Source organism: Micromonospora sp. NPDC048930, from assembly GCF_043197935.1.
Lineage (GTDB): Bacteria > Actinomycetota > Actinomycetes > Mycobacteriales > Micromonosporaceae > Micromonospora.
On record NZ_JBICUB010000014.1, the window covers coordinates 39,039 to 59,085 of the forward strand.

Consider the following 20,047-nt stretch of genomic DNA (forward strand, 5'->3'; position numbering starts at 1 on the left):
GGCTTGGCGAGAGCCGACCGCTTCAACGACACGGTCACGGACAGGATCACATACCGGGCGGATCGCTCGTGAACACGCTCGACCGGTGGCCGAACCGGCAGCCGCCCACGCCGGGCTGCACGTAGTCCTGTCGAGACGGGGCTGGCGACGCGTCGGACGACACCCTGCCGGAGTCGGGTGTGGCGGGCCCAACCACCGCAGCGGACCACCATGGCCATGGGCGGGTCGGACGCGCGAGCGCCCGGCCGTCACGGCCCGGCCGGTCTGCTCCTCGCGCGTGCCGTAGCCTCCTCCCTCATCCGCTGATGGTCACCAGACCCCGTGGCACCACTCCAGGACCGCCATGGCGCTGTACATCTTGTTTTCGGCCTGCGGGAACGCGATGCTCGCCGGCCCGTCCAGCACATCGCCGGTCACTTCCTCGCCGCGATGTGCCGGCAGGTCGTGCATGAACACCGCCTTCCGGGCGTGGTCCATCAGTGCCGAGTTCACCTGGAACGGGGTGAAGGCGGCCCGCCAGCCGGGATCCGGCTTGCTGGTGCCGGTCGTCTGCCAGCGCGCCGTGTAGACGACGTCCAGACCCGTCGGCAGGTCGGCGAGATCGTGCCGCTCGTGCACCACCGAGCCGTTGGCTCGCGCCTGGGCCACCGCCGACTCGAGGATGTCGGTGGCGAGTCCGTAGCCGGCTGGCGTACGCAGCTCCAGGTGCACGCCGCGGTAGCGGCTCAAGGCCAACGCCAGCGCGGCGGCGGTGTTGTTGCCCTCACCGACGTACAGGATGCGCAAGCCGTCCACCGCGCCGAAGTGAAGCGTCATGGTTGTCAGGTCGGCCAGCGCCTGGGTCGGATGCTCGTCCGCGCTCATCGCGTTGATGACCGCCATCCGATTCTGGTCGGTCCAGGCACGCATCTGTGCCGGATCACCGGCGGTGCGGGCGACCAGTGCGGTGAGCATCCGGGACAGGACCCGGCCGGTGTCCTCGTTGCTCTCGCCGGTGTTCGTCTGGAGGTCCTGCGCACCGTAGGTGGTCAGGCCGGCGCCGAGGCGCAGCGCACCGGCCGAGAAGGCCGTTCTGGTGCGGGTCGAGGTCTTGGTGAAGTAGATGCCCACCACCGTGCCTGCCAGCGAACCAGACGCGAGGGGGGTTCCGTCCGCGGCCAGCCGGGCCAGGGCCGCCCCTCGTTGGACGATGCCCTGCAGGTCAGAGTCCGACAGGTCACGCAGGGAGATGAGGTGCCTTGCAGGGGCGCTGCGCACGGCTTGCACCTTTCGGGGAGGGTGGGCGACGGTCACGGCACCTACCACCGCTCCGTCTCGGCGAAGAATTCCGGCACCGTCCGCAGGTGGCCGAGTCGCCTACCTGCCTGGAACAGCTCGATGCCCACCGCGATGTCAAGCACCCCCAGGCCGAATGGCGAGAAGATGCGCGGCTTGTCGCCGCCGAGCTGGATCTGGTCCAGGAGCACCTGGCCGATGGTCCCATCGATGAAGTCGCGGTGCCCCAGTTGCTGCTCGGCCAGGTGCGGGGACGTATTGGCGGTCAGACAATGATCGATATCGTCCAGGATGTTGTGGGACGCGGCGATCACATCCGGGTCGATGTCGCGCAGGGACAGGTTCAGCACATTCTGGCCGGGCGCCAGGATGTCGGCGCCGAGGTACGGGGTCGCCGCGGTGGTGGCCAGGACCACGAGGTCCGCGCCGGCGGCGGCGGCACGCAACGACGGCGCCGAGGATGCACCATAGCCCAGCCGTCCGGCGAGGGCTGCGGCGTTGTCGGCGTACGTCGGAACGGTGTCGTAGACGGCGATGTGGCCGATCCTCCAGTCGGCGGCGTGCAGGAACTCCAGCACGTTGCGGGAGATCACGCCCGCCCCCACCACCGCGATCTTGTCGGCCTCCCGCCCGCCCTGCAGTCTTTCGGCGGCGAGCGCCGCCGAGGCGGCCGTCCGGGCGGCGCTGATCTGCGCGGCCTCGAGGCACGCGAACGGATAACCGGTCTCGGCGTCGTTGAGGATCAACACCGCCGATGCTCGCGGCACGTTGCGAGACACGTTGGCCGGGAAGCTGCTGATCCACTTGATGCCGGCGACCGGCGTCTCGCCGGGCAGCAGCGCCGGCAGGGCGATGATCCGCGCCGTGGGATCGTCCGGGAAACGCAGCCAGTGGCTGGACGGATTGACCGTCTCGCCGCGGTGGTGGGCGAGGTAGGTCTGCCGGACCCGTTCGATCAGTGCCGGTCGTGACTCGGTGATGATGGCACGGATGTCCGGGCCGGTCATGACGTGAAAGTCGAACATCTCAGCGCCCCGCAGTGGCCGCAGCCAGGTCGGCGGTGGATGTCGACAGCCATTGCGCACCGAGCCGTTCGGCCACCCACGCGTCGTCGTAGACCGTCTGCGCGTAGCGGTCACCGAAGTCAGGGGCGATACCGACCACTCGTGAGCCGGGGGGCAGTTGGGCGGCGTACCGGAGGATGGCGTACACCACCGAGCCCGTGGAGCCGCCGGCGAAGATGCCGTGCTCGCGCGCGAGCCAGCGGCAGGTACGGACGGCGTCCGGCTCGGGCACCAGCACCAGGTCGTCGACGGCCTCGGGACGCAGGATTTCGGGACGGCGACTGGTGCCGATGCCGGGTATGAACCGCCGTCCGGCCGGTCCGCCGAAACTCACCGAACCGGCCGCGTCGACCGCGACGATCTTCGTTCCCGGGGAGACTCGTCGGAAGTGCCTGACGCAGCCCATCAGCGTGCCGGCCGTGCCCGTGCCGACGAACAGGAAGTCGAGGTCGGGAATCTCGGCGGCGATCGCCGCGGCGGTGGTGTGGTCGTGCACGATCCAGTTGGCCGGGTTCGCGTACTGGTTCAGCCAGACGATGTGCGGATCCTTGTCGATGAGCTGTCGAATGTAGGCGATTCGCACGCCGAGGTAGCCGCCGTTCGAGTCGCGCTGGTCGACCTGCACGACCTCGGCGCCGAGGGCCCGCATCACATCGCGGCTCTGCGCCGAGATGTTCGGGTCGGTCACGCAACGGAACCGGTAGCCTCTGGCGGCGCAGATCATGGCCAGCGCGATGCCGAGGCTGCCCGAGGAGGACTCGACGACAGTGGCCCCCGGCCGTAACACTCCCCGCTCCTCGGCGTCGCGGACCATGCTCACCGCCGATTTCAGCTTGACTGAACCCGCGGGGTTCAAACCCTCGAGCTTGAGGTAGACGTCGACTTTCGGAATCGCATCACCAAGACGCAGAAAAACGTTGTCCACGACGATGTCGTGAGCATGTTCGTATATCACGTTCGCCCATCGCCCTTCGTCGCAAGTGGATCACCGCCGACGGCGAGAGCGAACGTTACATCGACCTTGTCGACCAGGCAACAGACCGGCAGCTTGCCTGGCGGACACCGGGGCGGCCGCGCCGGGACGTTGCCGTCGAACTACCTCGGTCCTCCTCCGCACCTGGTAGCGGCTTGCTGCTGACCACTGTAGACGGCCGCCGGCGGGCCGCGCGTTGCCAGCCACGCAGCAGCCCGATCTCCCGCGCCCGCACGCCCCCGGATCCGGCCGGTGACGGCGTGTCTGCCGGCGTCGGCGGCCGGTCGGGGGCGAGCGCGGACGCGATCAGCCGGTCAGGCGCAGCACTCTTTCGCAGCGTCTTCGAAGTGCCCGATCAGGGACAGGACCTCCGCATGGCTTCTGGCTGAGCCGTGGACGATGGCGAGCATGCTCTGGGTGCCCTCTTGCCAGGTCACCCGCTGGCCGACCTCGGCCCGTACGTCCACCCATTCGACCCCGGGCAGGTTTTCCAACTCCTCGAGCGGAGACAGCGACACGACCTCGCGGCTTCCGAACGGAGGCGCGATGAACCGCTGGTACGCGACTCCGTCGACGGCAGGCGGGGAGACGGTCACGGGCTCGCCGAGGGCGACCTGGAGAACGGTCCGGATCATGTTGGCCCCGGTTGCCAGCCGGAGCAGTCCGTGCAGGTATCCCGCCAACCGCCCGTTGACCTCGATGATGCGCGGTCCGGCAGCGGTCAGCTTGATCTCGGTTTCGCACACCCCCTCCCGTACGCCGAGCGCAGTCAACGCCGCGCGCTCCAGCCGTACGACGTCTTCGGCGAGGGAGTCGTCCAGGGTGTGCGGGATGACGTCACCGGTTTCGCGGAAGGGCTCCGCGAGCGGGTGCTTCCCGGTCACGCAGGCGGTCTGGACCACACCGTCCTGCACGACCGACGACACCGCGACGAAGTCGCCCCAGCCGGCGCCAGCAGCACGTGGGTCGCCCACGAGAAACTCTTCCAGTACGAACGGCAAGCCCTCGCTGGCCGGGGAGTCGGCAAACGCTGATCGGCATTCCTCGACGGATTCGACCAGTCGGGTGTGCGCACTCGCGGCACCGTGGCGCGGCTTGAACACGGCGGGAAACCCGACCTCGACGGCCGCCTTCTCGATATCGGATTCGGCGGCGATCAACGCGCTACGCGTCGACTCGACTCCCGCATCCGACAGGCACCGCCGTTGGAGGTGCTTGTCGGTGAGCAGAGCCGCGGTCTGTGTTCCGTGGCCCCGCCATCCCGCCCTGTGTGCGAGATGAGCGACCAGTCGCTGCTGAAACTCGCTGAACGTGACGACGCCGGCGGCACCGATACCCGACACCTTGTGGTAGACCTCGTCCTCGTCCAGCCCGGTGATGTCCACGACATCGGCCCACTCGCACATGGCGTCGTACTGATCCGCGACGTGCGGCCGCGAACGATCGGCGAGAAAGACGATCCTGCAGAGGCCGCGTGCGGCAGAAGCGATGCCGAGCGGAGAAGCGGCGCCCAGGTCGTAGGCCACCAACAGAACACGAGATTCTTGCCCGAGCACTCCAATGCCCCCAGTTCCACGAATTCCTTGTGCCGACACATGGCTTGCGACGTCAACTCGTTCCCCGGCTCACCAGTCACCCACCGGCTTCTGGGCCAACCGCCTCAGCCTAATCGGCAGCGGGCACAGAGTGCCCGAACGGTGCTGCCGAGCGTCACGGTGAGTGAGGGAGGTTGGTGGGTGGCCGTCGTGAGCGTCCGCACGTCCTGATTGGACGGGGCGACGCGGCCCCGACCGCATTCGCGCCTGACTGATCCCCGAAGACGTCAGCACGCTCCAGGAGGCGTCAGGTGCTCGCCCCGCCGAGGCCGCCTGACGCGGGTCCCTTAGCCGGGGTGCCGACACGCTGTCAATAGGCGAACGTATATCAACTCCGGCACCAAAAGATCACCGGATGTCGACCTCCACAGTGGCCGAACGAGGCAGACCGATGCCAAGATGGGCGATAGGCAACGACGCCGGACGTCGCTGCCTGTCACCGTCGCCGCGCACCCGATGGAGCCTTACTCCGTGATCCGACCAGGCACGCAGCCGTGACCGCCACCGCCACCGCTGCCGCCAGGGGTCGTCCCACGACCATCCCCGCCGCCATACTCCGCCAGGCCGAAGTGGCCCCCGACCAGCCGGCCGTCGTCGATCGGGACGGGGCGCTCAGCTACCGCGATCTGGTCGATCGGGCCGCCGCCCTCGCCGCCGGCCTCCAGGCGGAGCTCGACACACCGGACCGGCCCGCCGAGCCGGTCGTCGCGGTACTCCAACCGCGCACCGCCGCCGTCGTGGTGGCCCACCTCGCCGCCTGGCTCGGTGGCGCGGCTTTTCTGCCGCTGGACGCCGCGCTGCCGGCGGCCCGCCTCGCGCAGATCCTCGCCGAGGCGGACTGCCGCGTCGCGCTCGCCGACGAAAGCCTGGTCGACCGGCTGCCGGACGGCGTGACAGTGGTGCGGAGCGGACCGGGCCAGCACGTCGCCCTCGCACCGGCCGACCGGCTCGCCTACGTGATCTCCACCTCCGGCTCCACCGGCCGGCCGAAGCAGGTCGAGGTCGAGCACGGCAGCCTGGTGAACACCCTCGACTGGTATGCCGAGTTCTTCCGCCTCGGCCCGGGTACGCGTACCGCCGCCTTCGCGGGGCTCGCCTTCGACGCCTGTCTGCTCGACCTGTGGGCACCGCTGATGCGCGGCGCCACCGTGCTGCTCGCCGACGAGACCGTGGTCCGCGACCCGGACCGGATCGCCGCCACCCTGCGCGAGGTCGACCACTGCTTCCTCGCCACCCCGCTGACTGAGCAGCTCCTCCGGAGCGGGGCCGACACGGGTCGGCTGCGAAGCCTCGCCACCGGCGGCGATCGGCTCCGGGTCTGGCCGCCGGCGGATTTCGGCGCGGCGGTGCACAACCTCTACGGGCCGACCGAGGCGACCATCCTGGTCACCGCGACCGACGACCTGCGCCGGGACCAGGACCCCTCGGTCGCGCCGCCGATCGGCCGGCCGGTGGCCGGCGCGCGGCTGCTGCTCGACCCGCCCCCCGCCCGCCCCGGCGACCCGGGTGAGCTGCTCATCGCCGGGCCGGTACTGGCCCGGGGCTACCGCACCGCACCCGCCGAGACCGCCGCGGCCTTCGTCACCGGCCCGGAACCGTCCGACCGCCACTACCGCACCGGTGACATCTGCGGCTGGACCGATCGGGGTGAACTGAGCTACGTCGGCCGGACCGACGGGCAGGTCAAGATCCGCGGCAACCGTGTCGAGCTGCGGGAGATCGAGCTGGCGCTGCTCGCCATGCCCGGGATCACCCAGGCGGCCGCCGACGTGCTGGACGACGCGGATACGGCGCTGCTCGCCACGTGGGTGGTCGGCCCGGTCGACGCCGACGGGGTACGCGCCTGGCTGCGGGAACGCCTTCCCGCCTCGATGGTGCCGCACCGGGTCGACGTCCTGGCCGCCCTGCCGTTGACGGTGAACGGAAAGCTGGACCGGGCCGCGCTCCGTGCCGCAGCCGAGCGGCGCGGACCGCAGGCCGTCGACGAGCCGCCCGCCACGGACAGCTCCGCCGCGGGCGGGACGGGTGTGGCGGGCGCCGTCGCCGCCGCCTGGCAGGCGGTGTTGGGGGTCGAGCCCGGCCCGGACGACGACTTCTTCCTCGCCGGCGGTGACTCCCTGCTGGCCGTACGACTCACCACACAGGTGCGGCGCGGCCTCGACGTGCAGGTGAGGTCGTCGCTCCTCTACGAGCACCGCCGCTTCGCCGACTACCTCGCCGCCGTCACCGCGCTGCACGCCGAGGCGGCGGGGTGAACGGCGCACTGGTCACCCCGCCGCTGGGCGCCGGCGGATGCGCCCCGGACACGGTCGTGTTCCGGGCCGCCGCCGAGGCACTCGCCACCGCGGTAACCGGCCACCTGGAGACCACGATGGAGAGGGTTCGATGAGCCGGATTGCGCTCCGACAGATCGCGGCGGGGACCGGCGCGGGCTGCCTGCTGACCGTCGAGTTCCCCGGCGACTCCGCAGGCCGCGAACTCGCCGCCATGCTCGCCGAGACCGCCCCCGGGCGGGAGGTCTGGCGACTCGACCCGGTCACCACCCTGGACCTCGGCCCGGACCTGTGCGACTACGACGCTCTGGCCGCGCGCTGCGTCGCCGAGTTCGACCGGTTGCGGCCGGACAGCGATACGCCCCTGACCGTCGTCGGCTACTGCAGCGCTGCCCGGTTCGCGTACCACGTCACCGGGGCGCTCACCGCGCTGGGATACGCGCCGCGGGCGCTGATCCTGGTCGCCGGAACCGTCCCGGACGAACGGACGGTCTGGACCGAGTACGACGACCTGCGCCGAAAGCTCGGCGCCGCCGGCCCGAGCGAGCCGCCCTTCCCGCTGCTGGACGACCCGGACGCGACGATCGGCTGGCTGCGGGCGGAATTGACCGGCCACACCCGGGCCTTCGTCGACGAGCAGGACTTCGGGACCGCGGAGGCGGGCGCGGCGGTGGACGAGATCGTCGGCCGCTACCAGGCATGGCTCTGGTTCCTGCTGCAGGCGGCCGCCTCCGACACGCCACCCGTCGGCTGCCCGGCGACCGAGGTCGCCGATCCGGGCGACCTCGACCTCGATCTGGCGCCGCACGCCACACGCCACGCCTGAACACCGAAAAGCACGAGCAACTGGGGGACCTGTGACGAACTACGAGCCGGGGACGGCGGTGCGCGACGTCGTCACGGCGGCGTGGCGCGACGCGCTGCGCGTCGAGCGGGTCGGCGACGACGACAACTTCTTCCGGCTCGGCGGGGACTCGCTCACCGCCGCCCGGCTGGCCGCCACGCTGCGTACCGCGCTCGACGTCCGGGTGCCGATGAGCGCGGTCTTCGAACATCCCACGGTGGCCGAACTGACCGCCGCGCTGCGTGCCGAGCACGGGCCCGCCTTGGACGAGGCAGCCGAGCAGTACCTCACCGTCCTCGGTTACTCCGAATCCGACGCCGCGTCGATCCTCGGGCGGCTGGAGTGACCGAGTTGCTCACGCCGGAGAAGGCCGCGTTGCTGGCCGCCCTGCGCGCCCGACGCAAGGCGTCGGAGTCCGAGGCCGACCGCATCCCGTCGCGAGGCGCGACCGACGGCGCCGTCGCGTCGTACGCCCAGCGGCAGATGTGGTACCTCAGCCAGCTGTCGCCCGGCGCTGCGACGTACCTGGTGCCCACCGCGTACCGGCTGCGCGGCCCGCTGGACGCCGCCGCCCTGGGGTGGGCGGTGGACGCGCTGGCGGCCCGGCACACGCCGCTGCGTACCACGCTCGCCGCCGACGGCGACCGCCTGACGCAGGCCGTCGCCGAGCCCGGGACCGGGCTGCTGCAGGTGGTGGACCTCGCCGACGTGCCGGCGGCCCAGCGGGAGGCGGAGGTGCAGGCCCGGCTGACCGCCGAGTCGACCACCCCGATCGACCTCGCGCACGGCCCGGTGTTCCGGGCCACCCTGCTGCGGATCGCGCCGGACGAGCACGTGCTGCTGCTCACCTTCCACCACGTCGCGGTCGACGAGTGGTCGCTGCGGATTTTGAACGCCGAGCTGGCCGAGCTGTACGCCGCGCGGCTGGACGACCGCCGGCCGAACCTGCCGGAGCTGCCGATCGGGTACGGCGACTACGCCGCCTGGCAGCACGACTGGCTGACCGGGCCGGAGGCCGCCGCGCAGCTCGACCACTGGCGTGACCGGCTGGCCGGCGCGCCGGCGGTGCTGGAACTGCCCACCACCTGGCCGCGTCCCGCCGTCCAGTCGGCCGCCGGGGTCACCCGGCCCTTCCCGCTCGACGTCCCGCAGGACGCGCTGCTCGCGCTCTGCCAGCGCCTGCACGTCACGCCGTACATGGCGCTGCTCGCCGCCTTTCAGGTGTTGCTGTCCCGCTACACCGGAGAGCGGGACGTGGTGGTCGGCACGCCGATGGCCAACCGCCGTCGCGACGAGACCGAGCACCTCATCGGGCTTTTCGTCAACACCGTCCCGATCCGCACCGCGCTGGCGGACAACCCGTCGTTCGAGGCGCTGCTGCACCGGGTCCGGGCCGCCGTGCTCGATGCGCAGGAGCACCAGGAGCTGCCCTTCGAAAAGCTGGTGGAGACGCTGCGGCCGGTCCGGGACCCCAGCCACAGCCCGCTGTTCCAGGTGATGTTCCTCTACGGCGAGGAGCCCGCGTCGCCGCGACTGTCCGCACTGGACGTCAGCCGGATCGAGGTGCCGCTCGGCACCGCCCAGTTCGACCTGACCCTCCTGGTCCGCACCGGGCCGGACGGCCTCGGCATGGCGGTCGAGTACCGCACCGACCTGTTCGACACCGCGGCCATCGAGCGACTCGCCGGTCACTACCGGACCCTGCTCACCGCGCTGCTCGCCGACCCGACCGCCCCGGTCGGGAGCGCTGACCTGCTCACCGCCGACGAGCGGGCGCTGTTGGCGACGTGGAACGACACGGGCGGTGATTTCCCGCACGAGGCCACCGTGCATGGGCTGGTCGAGCGGCAGGTGGTCCGGACTCCGGAGGCGCCGGCGGTGACGTTCGACGGGCGTACGGTGTCGTACGCGGAGTTGAACGCGCGGGCGAACCAGGTCGCGCACCGGCTGCGTGCGGCGGGGGTGGGGCCGGAGACGCTGGTCGGTGTCTGTGCCGAACGCTCGGTGGAGCTGGTCGTCGGGCTGCTGGGCCTGCTCAAGGCCGGCGGCGCGTATGTGCCGCTGGACCCGGAGTACCCGGCCGAGCGGCTGCGGTTCATGGTCGACGATGCGGCGGCGCCGGTGGTGCTGGTGCAGGGGCACCTGCGTGAGGTGCTCCCGCACACGGCGGCCACCGTGCTCGTGCTGGACGACGCGGACACCTGGGCGGGCCAGCCGACCGGTGACCCGCCGGCGTCGGCCGGAGCGGCCGATCTGGCGTACGTCATCTACACCTCCGGCTCGACGGGGCGGCCGAAGGGCGTGCCGAACACGCACCGGGGTGTCGTGAACCGACTGGACTGGATGCAGCGGACGTACCGCCTCGGCGGCGATGACGCGGTGCTGCAGAAGACGCCGGCCAGCTTCGACGTGTCGGTGTGGGAGTTCTTCTGGCCGTTGCAGACCGGCGCACGGCTGGTGCTGGCGAAGCCGGGTGGCCACAGGGACCCGGCCTACCTGCGGGACCTGCTGGTCGCGGAACGGGTCACCACAACACACTTCGTGCCGTCGATGCTGGCCGTCTTCCTCGCCGAGGAGGGTGTCGAGGCGTGCACGGGTCTGCGGCGGGTGATCTGCAGCGGTGAGGAACTGCCGCTGGCGTGCGCGGTCGACTTCACCCGGCGCTTCCCGGGTTGTGAGCTGCACAACCTGTACGGCCCGACCGAGGCGGCCATCGACGTGTCCGCCTGGCACTGCACCCCGCAGGCGCTGGAAGGTCTCAGCAGCGTGCCGATCGGCGCGCCGATCAGCAACCTGCGGCTGCACGTGCTCGACCCGCACGGCAACCCGGTGCCGATCGGCGTCGCCGGGGAACTGCACATCGGCGGGATCGGGCTCGCTCGCGGCTACCACCGGCGGCCCGCGCTGACCGCGGAGCGGTTCGTTCCGGACTCCTTCACCGACGATCCGGGCGCCCGGCTCTACCGCACCGGGGACCTGGCCCGGTGGCGGGTCGACCGGGACGGCGCCGGGGTGATCGAGTTCCTCGGCCGGATCGACCATCAGGTCAAACTGCGCGGCCTGCGGATCGAACTGGGCGAGATCGAGAGTGCGCTACGCGAGCAGGACGGGGTCACCGACGCGGCGGTGATCGTCCGGGAGGACACCCCCGGCGACAAGCTGCTGGTCGCCTACCTCGTCGGCCCGGCACCGGCCGCTGCGCTGAAGGCAGCGCTGAAGGACAGGCTGCCGGAGTACATGGTGCCGAACGCGTTCGTCACCCTGGACGCGTTGCCGCTGACCCCCAACGGCAAGCTGGACCGGCGGGCGCTGCCCCCACCGGCCACACACACGCCCGCCGCCGCCGTGCCGGCTGCGCCTGTCGTGGCCGTCGGTGCGCCAGCCGGCGCGCGCGCCGACCTGTCGCAGCTCGTGGTCGAGGCGTGGCAGGAGGTGCTGGACGTGCCCCGGGTCGGGGTACAGGACAACTTCTTCGACCTCGGCGGCCACTCGATGCGGCTGCTCGCCGTGCACCGCCGGCTGCGGGAGCAGCTCGGTGACCTGATCACGGTCACCGACCTGTTCCGACACCCCACCGTCGACTCGTTGGCGCGCTTCCTGACCGAGCGGACCGGCGGGACGCAACGCGGGCACGTCACCACCGCCGCGCCGGCCGCCGCTGCCGCCACGCCGGCCACCGCGCCGGTCCGCGCCGGCGCGCCGAGCGGCGCGGTCGCGGTGGTCGGACTCGCCTGCCGCTTCCCCGAGGCTCGGACCGTCGAGGAGTACTGGCGCCTGATCCGCGACGGGGCCGAGGCGGTGCGCGAGTTCACGGTCGAGGAGGCCCTCGCCGACGGCGCGGATCCCGGCCTGCTCGCCGACCCGGCGTACGTCCGCGCCGGGACCGTGCTGCCGGACATCGACCGCTTCGACGCGGCGTTCTTCGGCCTCACCCCCCGCGAGGCGCAGATCCTCGACCCGCAGCACCGGCTGCTGATCGAGTGCGCGTGGGAGGCGCTGGAGCACGCCGGCTGCGATCCGCAGGCGTACGCCGGCCAGATCGGCCTGTTCGCCGGCTCCGGCCGCAACACCTACTACCTCGAGCACCTCAGCACGACACCGGAACTGGTCCGGGCCGTCGGCGACCACCAGCTGGCCATGAGCAACGACAAGGACTTCCTGGCCACCCGGATCTCGTACAAGCTCAACCTGACCGGCCCGAGCATCACCGTCAGCGCGGCGTGCGCCACCTCGCTGGTCGCCGTACACATGGCCCGGCAGAGCCTGCTGACCGGCGAGTCGGACATCGCGGTGGCCGGCGGGGCGACCGTCTTCCCCGCGCAGCGGCGCGGCTACCTCCACCACGACGGCGGCCTGCTCTCCCCGGACGGTCACTGCCGGCCGTTCGACGTCGACGCGCGCGGCGCCATCGCCTCCAGCGGTGCCGGCGTCGTGGTGCTCAAGCGGCTCGAGGACGCGATCGCCGACGGCGACCTCATCCACGCCGTGATCCGCGGCTCGGCGGTCAACAACGACGGCGCCCGGCGCGCCGGGTACGCGGCACCGGGCGTGCACGGCCAGGTCGAGGTGGTCAGCCGGGCGTTGGCGACGGCCGGTGTCGACCCGCGGTCGATCGGCTATCTGGAGGCGCACGGCACGGGCACCCAGCTCGGCGACCCGATCGAGGTCACGGCGCTGACCGAGGCGTTCCGCCGCGGCACCACGGACCGGCAGTTCTGCGCCCTCGGCTCGGTCAAGGCGAGCATCGGGCACACCGACGCCGCCGCCGGCGTGGCGGGGCTGATCAAGGCCGTGCTGGCGCTGCGCCACCGGACACTCCCGCCTGCCGTCAACGTCACCCGACCCAACCCGAGCATCGACTTCGGGTCGAGCCCGTTCTACCTCAACGATGCCGCCCGTCCGTGGCCGGCCGAGGACGCGCCACGGCGGGCGGGGGTGAACTCGTTCGGCATCGGTGGGACCAACGTCCACGTCGTCCTGGAGGAAGCGCCGGCGCAGCTCACGCCGCCGCCATCGCAGACCGGCCCCCGGCTGCTCGTCCTCTCCGCCCGCACGGCCGGCGCACTGCACCACCGCACCGAGCACCTGCGCGAGTACCTCGACGCCCACCCGGAGGCCGACCTCGGCGATGTCGCCGCCACGCTGGCCCGACGCCAGCCGATGAGCCACCGGCGGTTCCTGGTCACCGCCGACCGCGAGGACGCCCGCACCGTTCTCGGCGACCCGACCACGCCCCGGCTGCGCACCGCGACGCATGAGGGGGCCGACCGCGGCCTCGCCTTCACCTTCCCCGGATACGGCGCGCAGCACGCGGGCATGGGCGCCGGCCTGTACCGGGCCGAGCCGGCGTACCGGGCGGTGGTCGACGAATGCGCCGAGCTGCTGCTGCCCACGCTCGGTCTCGACCTGCGGCCGCTGCTCTGCCCCGCACCGGCCGGCCTGGCCGAGGCGGAGCGGCTGCTGGAGGAACCCCGGCTGGCTGTGCCCGCGCTCGTGGTCACCGAGTACGCGCTGGCCCGGCTGCTGATGGACCGTGGGGTACGGCCGGCACTGCTGGTCGGCCACGGCGTCGGGGAGTACGTCGCCGCGTGCCTCGCCGGTGTCTTCGCGCCTGCGGATGCGCTGCGGCTGGTGTGCGCGTGGGGGCGGCTCACCGACGGGCGCGACGACGCACCGCCGGAGGCCGTCCTCGCCGAGTTCCGCGACGAGGCGCGCCGGGTGGACTATCGGGAGCCCCAGGTACCCCTCCTGTCGAGCCTGACCGGCGAGCCGGTCACCCCGGGCACCGTCACCGACCCCGAGTACTGGGTGCGGCACCTGCGGGAGTCCGGGAGCTTCGCCGACTGCGCCGCGCTGCTCGCGCAGGATGACCTGGCGGTCGCCGAGGTGGGGCCGGGGCAGGCGCTCGGCGAGCTGGCCCGGCAGGCCGGCGTCGCGCCCGGCCAGGTCGTGCGGCTGATACCCGACCCGGACGCCGACGCCGACGACGTGGCGACCCTGCTGGACGCGGTGGGCCGGCTGTGGCTGGCCGGCGTACCGATCGACGGGGCATGCCTGCACGGCGGTGTCCCGCGCCAGCGGCTGGAACTGCCCAGCTACCCGTTCGAACGGCAGCGCTACTGGGTGGATCGCCCCACCGCCGGCACGACCGTGGGCGGCGCCGCCGGCAGCCTGGTGCCGGGCGGCGACACCGCACCGCACGCCGACCACGTCACCGGGGCCCCGCCCGTCCTCGACGCCGTCGGCAACCGGCCGGCCCTTGGCAGCGCCTACGTGTCGCCCCGCGACGAAGTCGAGTCGCAGGTCGTGGCGATCTGGCAGGAACTGCTGGGCATCGCGCCGATCGGCGTGGACGACAACGTCTTCGAACTCGGCGCTGACTCACTGCTCGTCACCCGCTTCGTGGCGCGCGTGCACGACCGGCTCGGCGTGGCACTGCGGATCGAGACGGTCTTCGCGCATCCGACCGCCGCCGGTGTCGCCGCCGCGTTGCCGGGCACCCCGGCGCCGGTGCTGGCGCCGATCCCACGCGCCGCGGCGGACGCCGGGCCCGCCCCGCTCTCCTCCGGACAGCACCGACTGTGGTTCCTGGACCGGGTGTACGACGAGGTGGCGTACACGATGGGGACCGGGCTGCGGCTCGACGGCGACCTCGACGTGGCGGTCCTGCGCGCCGCGGTGGCCGAACTCGTCCGCCGGCACGAGGTGCTGCGCACCGTCTTCGTCGCCGACGGAGACGGCGATCCGGTGCAGGTGGTGCTGCCGACCAGCGCCATCGAGATGCCCGTGGTCGACCTGCCGGCGGACGCGCCCGTCGAACCGGGCGTCGAGCCGGCGGATCCGGTGTACGCGGCGCTGCTCGCCGAGATCCACCGCCCGTTCGACCTGGCGAGCGGTCCACTGTTCCGCCCGGTGCTCTTCCGGCTCGCCCCGGACCGGCACATCCTGTCGCTGACCATGCACCACAACGTCTCCGACGGCTGGTCCCTCGGGCTCATCAACACCGAGCTGGCCGCGCTGTACGACGCGTTCCTGGCCGGTCGTCCGTCGCCGCTGCCCGAGCTGGCCATCCAGTACCACGACTTCGCGCGGTGGCAACGTGAGCGGTTGGCGTCGCTGGCCGACCACGACGACATGCGCTACTGGCTGCGCCAGCTCGACGGGGTGGCCACCACGCTGGAGCTGCCCACCGACCGTCCGCGCCCGCCGGTGCAGACGTTCAAGGGCGCGGTCTGCGTCCGGGAGCTGGGACAACCGCTGACCGACGGGCTGCGCCGGCTCGGTCAGCAGGCCGAGGCCACCTTGTTCATGACGCTCCTGGCGGCGTTCCAGACACTGATGTTCCGCTACAGCGGGCAGCGCGACATCTGCGTCGGCACCCCGGTGGCGGGGCGGGTCCGGGCGGAACTGGAGCCGATGGTCGGCTTCTTCGTCAACATGCTGGCGCTGCGCACCACGGTCGACGAGAGCTGGAGCTTCACCGACCTGCTGGCCCAGGTGCGCCGGACGTCGCTGGAGGCGTACGACCGCCAGGAGGTGCCGTTCGAGCGGGTGGTCGACGCGATCAACGTGCCGCGCGACCTGAGCCGCAACCCGCTGTTCCAGGTCATGTTCAACCTGCTGAACGTTCCCGAGCAGGGGAAACTGCGGATGGGCGGTCTGCGGGTGGCGCCGCTCGACATCGAACCGGGCATCACCCAGCAGGACCTGGCGCTGTACGCGTACGAGCTCGACGAGGGGCTCCGCCTGCGCTTGGAGTACAACTGCGCGCTGTTCGACGCGGCGACCGCCGAACAGATGATGGCGCACCTGGAGGCCCTGCTGGCCGCGGTGGTGGCCGACCCGTCGGTCCGGCTGTCCCACCTGGACATCCTGACCCCCGCAGACCGGCACCGGCAGTTGGTCGAGTGGAATGACACCGCCCGGCCCGCGCCGACCCTCGGCCTGGTTCAACTCTTCGAGCAGCAGGTCGACGCGGCCCCGGACCGGCCCGCCGTCACGTTCGAGGGCAGAACGCTCAGCTACGCCCAGCTCAACGCCCGGGCCAACCGGCTGGCCCATCGCCTGCGCCGGGCCGGAGTCGGCCCGGACCTGCCGGTGGCCGTCTCGCTGGAGCGCTCCGACCGGTTGCTCGTGGCGCTGCTGGGCGTGCTCAAGGCCGGCGGCGCGTACGTGCCCCTGGACCCTTCGTACCCGTTGGAACGGCAGCGGTACGTGCTGGAGGACAGCGGGGCGACCGTGCTGGTCACCGAGACTGGCCTGGTCGGGCAGTTCCCGGACTTCGTCGGCGAGGTGGTGTTCTGCGACGGACCGGAGCTGACCGCGCCGGACACCGACGTGCCGGACGACAACCCGGAGCCGGTGGCCACACTCCAGCACCTGGCGTACGTGATCTACACCTCCGGGTCCACCGGTCGCCCCAAGGGGGTACGCATCGAGCAGGCCAGCCTGGTCAACCTGCTCGCGGCGATGCGGGACGAACCGGGTCTCGGCGCCGACGACACGATGCTCGCCATCACCAGCTACGCGTTCGACATCTCCACCCTGGAGCTGTTCCTGCCGCTGATCGTGGGTGCCCACGTGGTGATGGCCTCGCGGGAGGCGGCGTACGACGCGAGCCGGCTGGCCGCCCTGATCGAGGCGGAGACCGTTACGGTCATGCAGGCGACCCCGGCGACCTGGCGGTTGCTGCTCGGCTCCGGGTGGGCCGGCAACCCTGGCTTGCGGGCGTTCTGCGGTGGCGAGGCGATGCCGGCGGCGCTGGCCCGGGACCTGGCCGAGCGGGTGGCCGAGCTGTGGAACCTGTACGGCCCGACCGAAGCGACGGTCTGGTCGACGGCGGAGCGCATCGAACGCGGCGCGCCGGAGGTGACGATCGGGCGGCCGATCGCCAACACCCAGGCGTACCTGCTCGACGCGGCGATGCGCCCGGTACCGGTCGGCGTGGTGGGCGAACTCTACCTGGGCGGTCTCGGATTGGCCCGCGACTACCTCGGCAGACCGGAGCTCACCGCCGAGCGCTTCGTGCCCGACCCGTTCCACCCCGGCGGGCGGCTCTACCGCACCGGCGATCTGGGCCGGTACCGGCGCGACGGCAGGATCGAGTTCCTCGGCCGCAACGACTCGCAGGTGAAGGTGCACGGGTACCGCATCGAGCTGGGCGAGATCGAAGCGGTGTTGCAGCGCCATCCGACCGTGCGGGAGTGCGCCGTCGTCGTACGCGAGGACGGCGGTGAGCCGGCCATCGTGGCCTACCTGGCCCTGCAGCCCGACGCCGATGAGGCCGGCACCTCGCAGTGGCGGGCCCACCTGCGGACCTACCTGCCGGACTACATGGTGCCGGTGGCGTTCGTCGTGCTGGAGGCCCTGCCGCTGACGGACAACCGGAAGGTGGACCGGAAGGCGCTGCCGGCGTGGCAGCGCGCCGGCGCCGCGGCCGGCGGGGCCGCGCCGCAGACCCCGCTGCAGCAGGCCTTGGCGTCCCGCTGGGCGCAGGTGCTCGGGTACGACACCGTCGGCATCGATGACGACTTCTTCGACCTCGGCGGCGACTCGTTCAAGGCCATCAACGCGCTGCGCGGCCTCGACACCCCGATCAGCGTGCTGGACCTGTTCCGCTTTTCCACCATCCGTTCGCTGACCGAGCACGTCGAGAGCTCGGACGGCTCGGACGATCGGCTCCTGCACGAGCTCACCCCACCGCGGTCCGGCCGGCCGGCCACCTTGACCGTGATCGGCATACCGTTCGCCGGTGGTGGCGCGGCGACCTTCCGGCCGCTCGCCGAGGCGATGCCTGGAGACGTGGCGCTGTACGCCCTGGAGCGGCCCGGCCACGACCTGAACCGGGCGGACGAGCGGCAGCTGTCCATGGACGAGATCACCGCGCGGTGCGTGGCGGAGGTGGTCGAGGAGATCAGCGGCCCGGTCGTCGTGTACGGACACTGCATTGGTGGCGCCATCGCCGTCGAGCTGGGCCGCCAGCTGGAGGAGGCCGGCGTCGACCTGGTCCAGGTCGTCATCGGCGCCCACTTCCCGGCGCCCCGGCTGCCCGGCCGGCTGGCCCGATGGTGGCACCGGTTGTTCCCGGCGGAGCGCTGGACGTCCAAACGCACCGCCCTGGAGAACCTGCGCGCCCTCGGCTTCTTCACCGACGTCCTCGACAAACGGGAGAAGGAGTTCGTCATGCGGGTGGCCCTCTCCGACTGGGCGGTCGGGGAGGACTACTACACCGACGCCTACGCCGATGGGCTGCCGGGCAAACTGCGCGCGCCGATCGTCTGCGTGATCGGCGACGGCGACCGGGCCACGGAACTGTTCGAGGAGCGGTACCTGGAGTGGGAGTTCTTCGCCGACCGGGTGTCGCTGGAGGTGATCGAGTCCGCCGGGCACTACTTCGCGAAGAACCAGCCCCGCGAGCTCGCTGACATCATCGTCCGTACCGCCCGGCGGTCGGCGGCCGAGGCTGTCGTCGTACCGGCGCCGGCGCTTGCCGTGTCCCCGGCGGCCGGGATGCCGACTGTGCCCGCGCCACGGGCCGCCACGGCGGCTCCGGGTGACCCGCCGGCGGTGCCAGCGCCCACGCAGCGCCCACCGGCCCGACGGGCCCAGGCCAGCTTGACGGTGTTCTACCTGGTCGCCATCGGACAGCTCGTTTCGCTGGTCGGCACCGGACTCACCAGCTTCGGGCTGAGTTTGTGGGTCTACCAGCACACCGGGTCCATCTCGATGTTCGCTACCGCCGCGGTACTCGCGTTGCTGCCCGCGGTGGCGCTCTCCCCGATCGCGGGAGCTGTCGCCGACCGGTGGAACCGGCGTCTGATCATGGTGTGCGCCGACTCGGCGGCCGCCACCGGCACCGTGGCCCTGGGGCTGCTGCTGTGGCTGGGCGAGCTACAGCTCTGGCAGGTCTTCGCCGCGATCACCGTCACCGCCGTCTCCAGCGCCTTCCAGCAGCCCGCCTACCTGGCCGCCGTCACGCAACTGGTCCCGAAGCGGTACTACGGCCGGGCCAACGGCATGGTGTCACTGGGCGGCGCCACCAGCAGTCTGTTGGCCCCGCTGATCGGTGGCGCGCTGGTGATCGCGATCGGGCTGCGCGGCATCGTCCTCATCGACCTGCTCTCCTTCGCGTTCGCGGTGACCATCACCCTCTCGGTCCGGTTCCCCGACAGCATGTTCAAGAAGCGGGAAGAGACGTTCCGGCAGGAGATCGTCGGCGGCTGGCGGTTCATCACGCGCCGGCACGGCCTGCTCGCGCTGATCCTGCTCACCACACTGCTCAACTACTTCTTCTCCATCGTCGAGGTCCTGGCCACACCGCTGACGCTGTCCTTCGGCGATCCGACGCTCCTCGGCACGGTGCTTGCCGCCAGCGGCGTCGGCCTGCTCCTGGGCAGCATCGTCATGAGCGTGTGGGGCGGGACGGAACGGCGGACCACCGGAATCCTGTACAGCGTGCTGTTCCTCGGCATCTCGCTGCTCACGGTGGGACTGCATCCGCACCCGCTCTTCCCGGCGCTGGGGCTGTTCGGCATGGGTCTGGCGACCGCGCTCGTCAACACCCACTGGCTCGCCATCGTGCAGGCCAAGGTCGGCCTGGAGCTGCAGGGGCGGGTCCTGTCGACCGGCCTGATGCTGTCCTGGATGACGGTGCCGGCGGGCTTCCTCACCGCGGCGCCGCTGGCCGACAACGTCTTCAAGCCGCTGGCTTCGAACGGCACCGTGGCGGCCACCCTCGGCGCCGTGATCGGGACCGGCCCGGGCCGGGGAATCGCGATGGCCACGATCGTCGCTGGGCTGTGCACCCTCCTGCTCGGCGCCGCCGGCTTCGCGTACCGGCCGATCCGCCGGCTGGAGGACGAACTGCCGGACGCCGACGCGAGCGTGGTGATCAGCGACAAGGACCGTCTCCAGGAACTGGCCGACCGCCGGTTGGCCGGCCTCACCGGCGGGGAAGCGGACGCGCTGGCACTCGCCGAGGGCCGCGAGCGGTGAGCGCGCCGTATCCCCGGCGACATCGCCGC

Annotated in this window: 9 protein-coding genes; 5 read left to right on the forward strand and 4 right to left on the reverse strand. The window is 71.9% G+C overall.

The features are described 5' to 3' along the window. Positions 1 to 309 precede the first annotated feature (309 nt). From ACGFI9_RS29065 to ACGFI9_RS29080, 4 genes are all read right to left on the reverse strand, one after another. Positions 310 to 1,257: an ornithine carbamoyltransferase gene (locus ACGFI9_RS29065; RefSeq protein WP_393182891.1), complete on the reverse strand. Its 948-nt coding sequence runs from the start codon at positions 1,255 to 1,257 to the stop codon at positions 310 to 312. Positions 1,258 to 1,298: 41 nt separating this feature from the next. Beyond that, positions 1,299 to 2,300: a 2,3-diaminopropionate biosynthesis protein SbnB gene (sbnB, locus tag ACGFI9_RS29070; protein ID WP_393182893.1), complete on the reverse strand. Its 1,002-nt coding sequence runs from the start codon at positions 2,298 to 2,300 to the stop codon at positions 1,299 to 1,301. Position 2,301: 1 nt separating this feature from the next. After that, a complete protein-coding gene (gene sbnA / locus ACGFI9_RS29075) occupies positions 2,302 to 3,264 on the reverse strand; it encodes a 2,3-diaminopropionate biosynthesis protein SbnA (protein ID WP_393182895.1) in 963 nt (320 codons plus the stop codon). Between the two features lie 362 nt (positions 3,265 to 3,626). Then, positions 3,627 to 4,838 (reverse strand): acetyl-CoA carboxylase biotin carboxylase subunit family protein, encoded by a 1,212-nt coding sequence (locus tag ACGFI9_RS29080; protein WP_393182897.1) that lies wholly within the window; start codon positions 4,836 to 4,838, stop codon positions 3,627 to 3,629. A 563-nt stretch (positions 4,839 to 5,401) separates the two neighbouring features. Between ACGFI9_RS29080 and ACGFI9_RS29085 the strand changes: the two genes are divergently transcribed. Genes ACGFI9_RS29085 through ACGFI9_RS29105 form a run of 5 tightly spaced genes read left to right on the forward strand, consistent with a single transcriptional unit; the run spans position 5,402 to position 20,018 of the window. Next, positions 5,402 to 7,162, forward strand: coding sequence for a non-ribosomal peptide synthetase (locus ACGFI9_RS29085; RefSeq protein WP_393182899.1), 1,761 nt, complete (start codon positions 5,402 to 5,404; stop codon positions 7,160 to 7,162). Beyond that, a complete protein-coding gene (locus tag ACGFI9_RS29090) occupies positions 7,159 to 7,296 on the forward strand; it encodes a hypothetical protein (RefSeq protein ID WP_393182901.1) in 138 nt (45 codons plus the stop codon). The genes ACGFI9_RS29085 and ACGFI9_RS29090 overlap by 4 nt, the downstream gene beginning before the upstream one ends. Then, the gene (locus ACGFI9_RS29095) at positions 7,293 to 8,006 is read left to right on the forward strand and encodes a hypothetical protein (protein ID WP_393182903.1); all 714 of its coding nucleotides are present in this window, start codon (positions 7,293 to 7,295) and stop codon (positions 8,004 to 8,006) included. Before ACGFI9_RS29090 ends, ACGFI9_RS29095 begins: the two co-directional genes overlap by 4 nt. Positions 8,007 to 8,037: 31 nt before the next feature. Continuing rightward, positions 8,038 to 8,370, forward strand: a complete 333-nt coding sequence (locus ACGFI9_RS29100) for a phosphopantetheine-binding protein (RefSeq protein WP_393182905.1) — start codon at positions 8,038 to 8,040, stop codon at positions 8,368 to 8,370. Next, positions 8,367 to 20,018 carry an amino acid adenylation domain-containing protein gene (locus ACGFI9_RS29105; RefSeq protein WP_393182907.1) on the forward strand — a complete coding sequence of 3,884 codons (11,652 nt, stop codon included), beginning with the start codon at positions 8,367 to 8,369 and terminating at the stop codon, positions 20,016 to 20,018. Before ACGFI9_RS29100 ends, ACGFI9_RS29105 begins: the two co-directional genes overlap by 4 nt. Positions 20,019 to 20,047: the final 29 nt, after the last annotated feature.

Coding starts and splice junctions, on each gene's coding strand:
- sbnB (WP_393182893.1), bottom strand. CDS start 2,300: ATGTTCGACTTTCACGTCATGACCGGCCCGGACATCCGTGCCATCATC.
- ACGFI9_RS29095 (WP_393182903.1), top strand. CDS start 7,293: ATGAGCCGGATTGCGCTCCGACAGATCGCGGCGGGGACCGGCGCGGGC.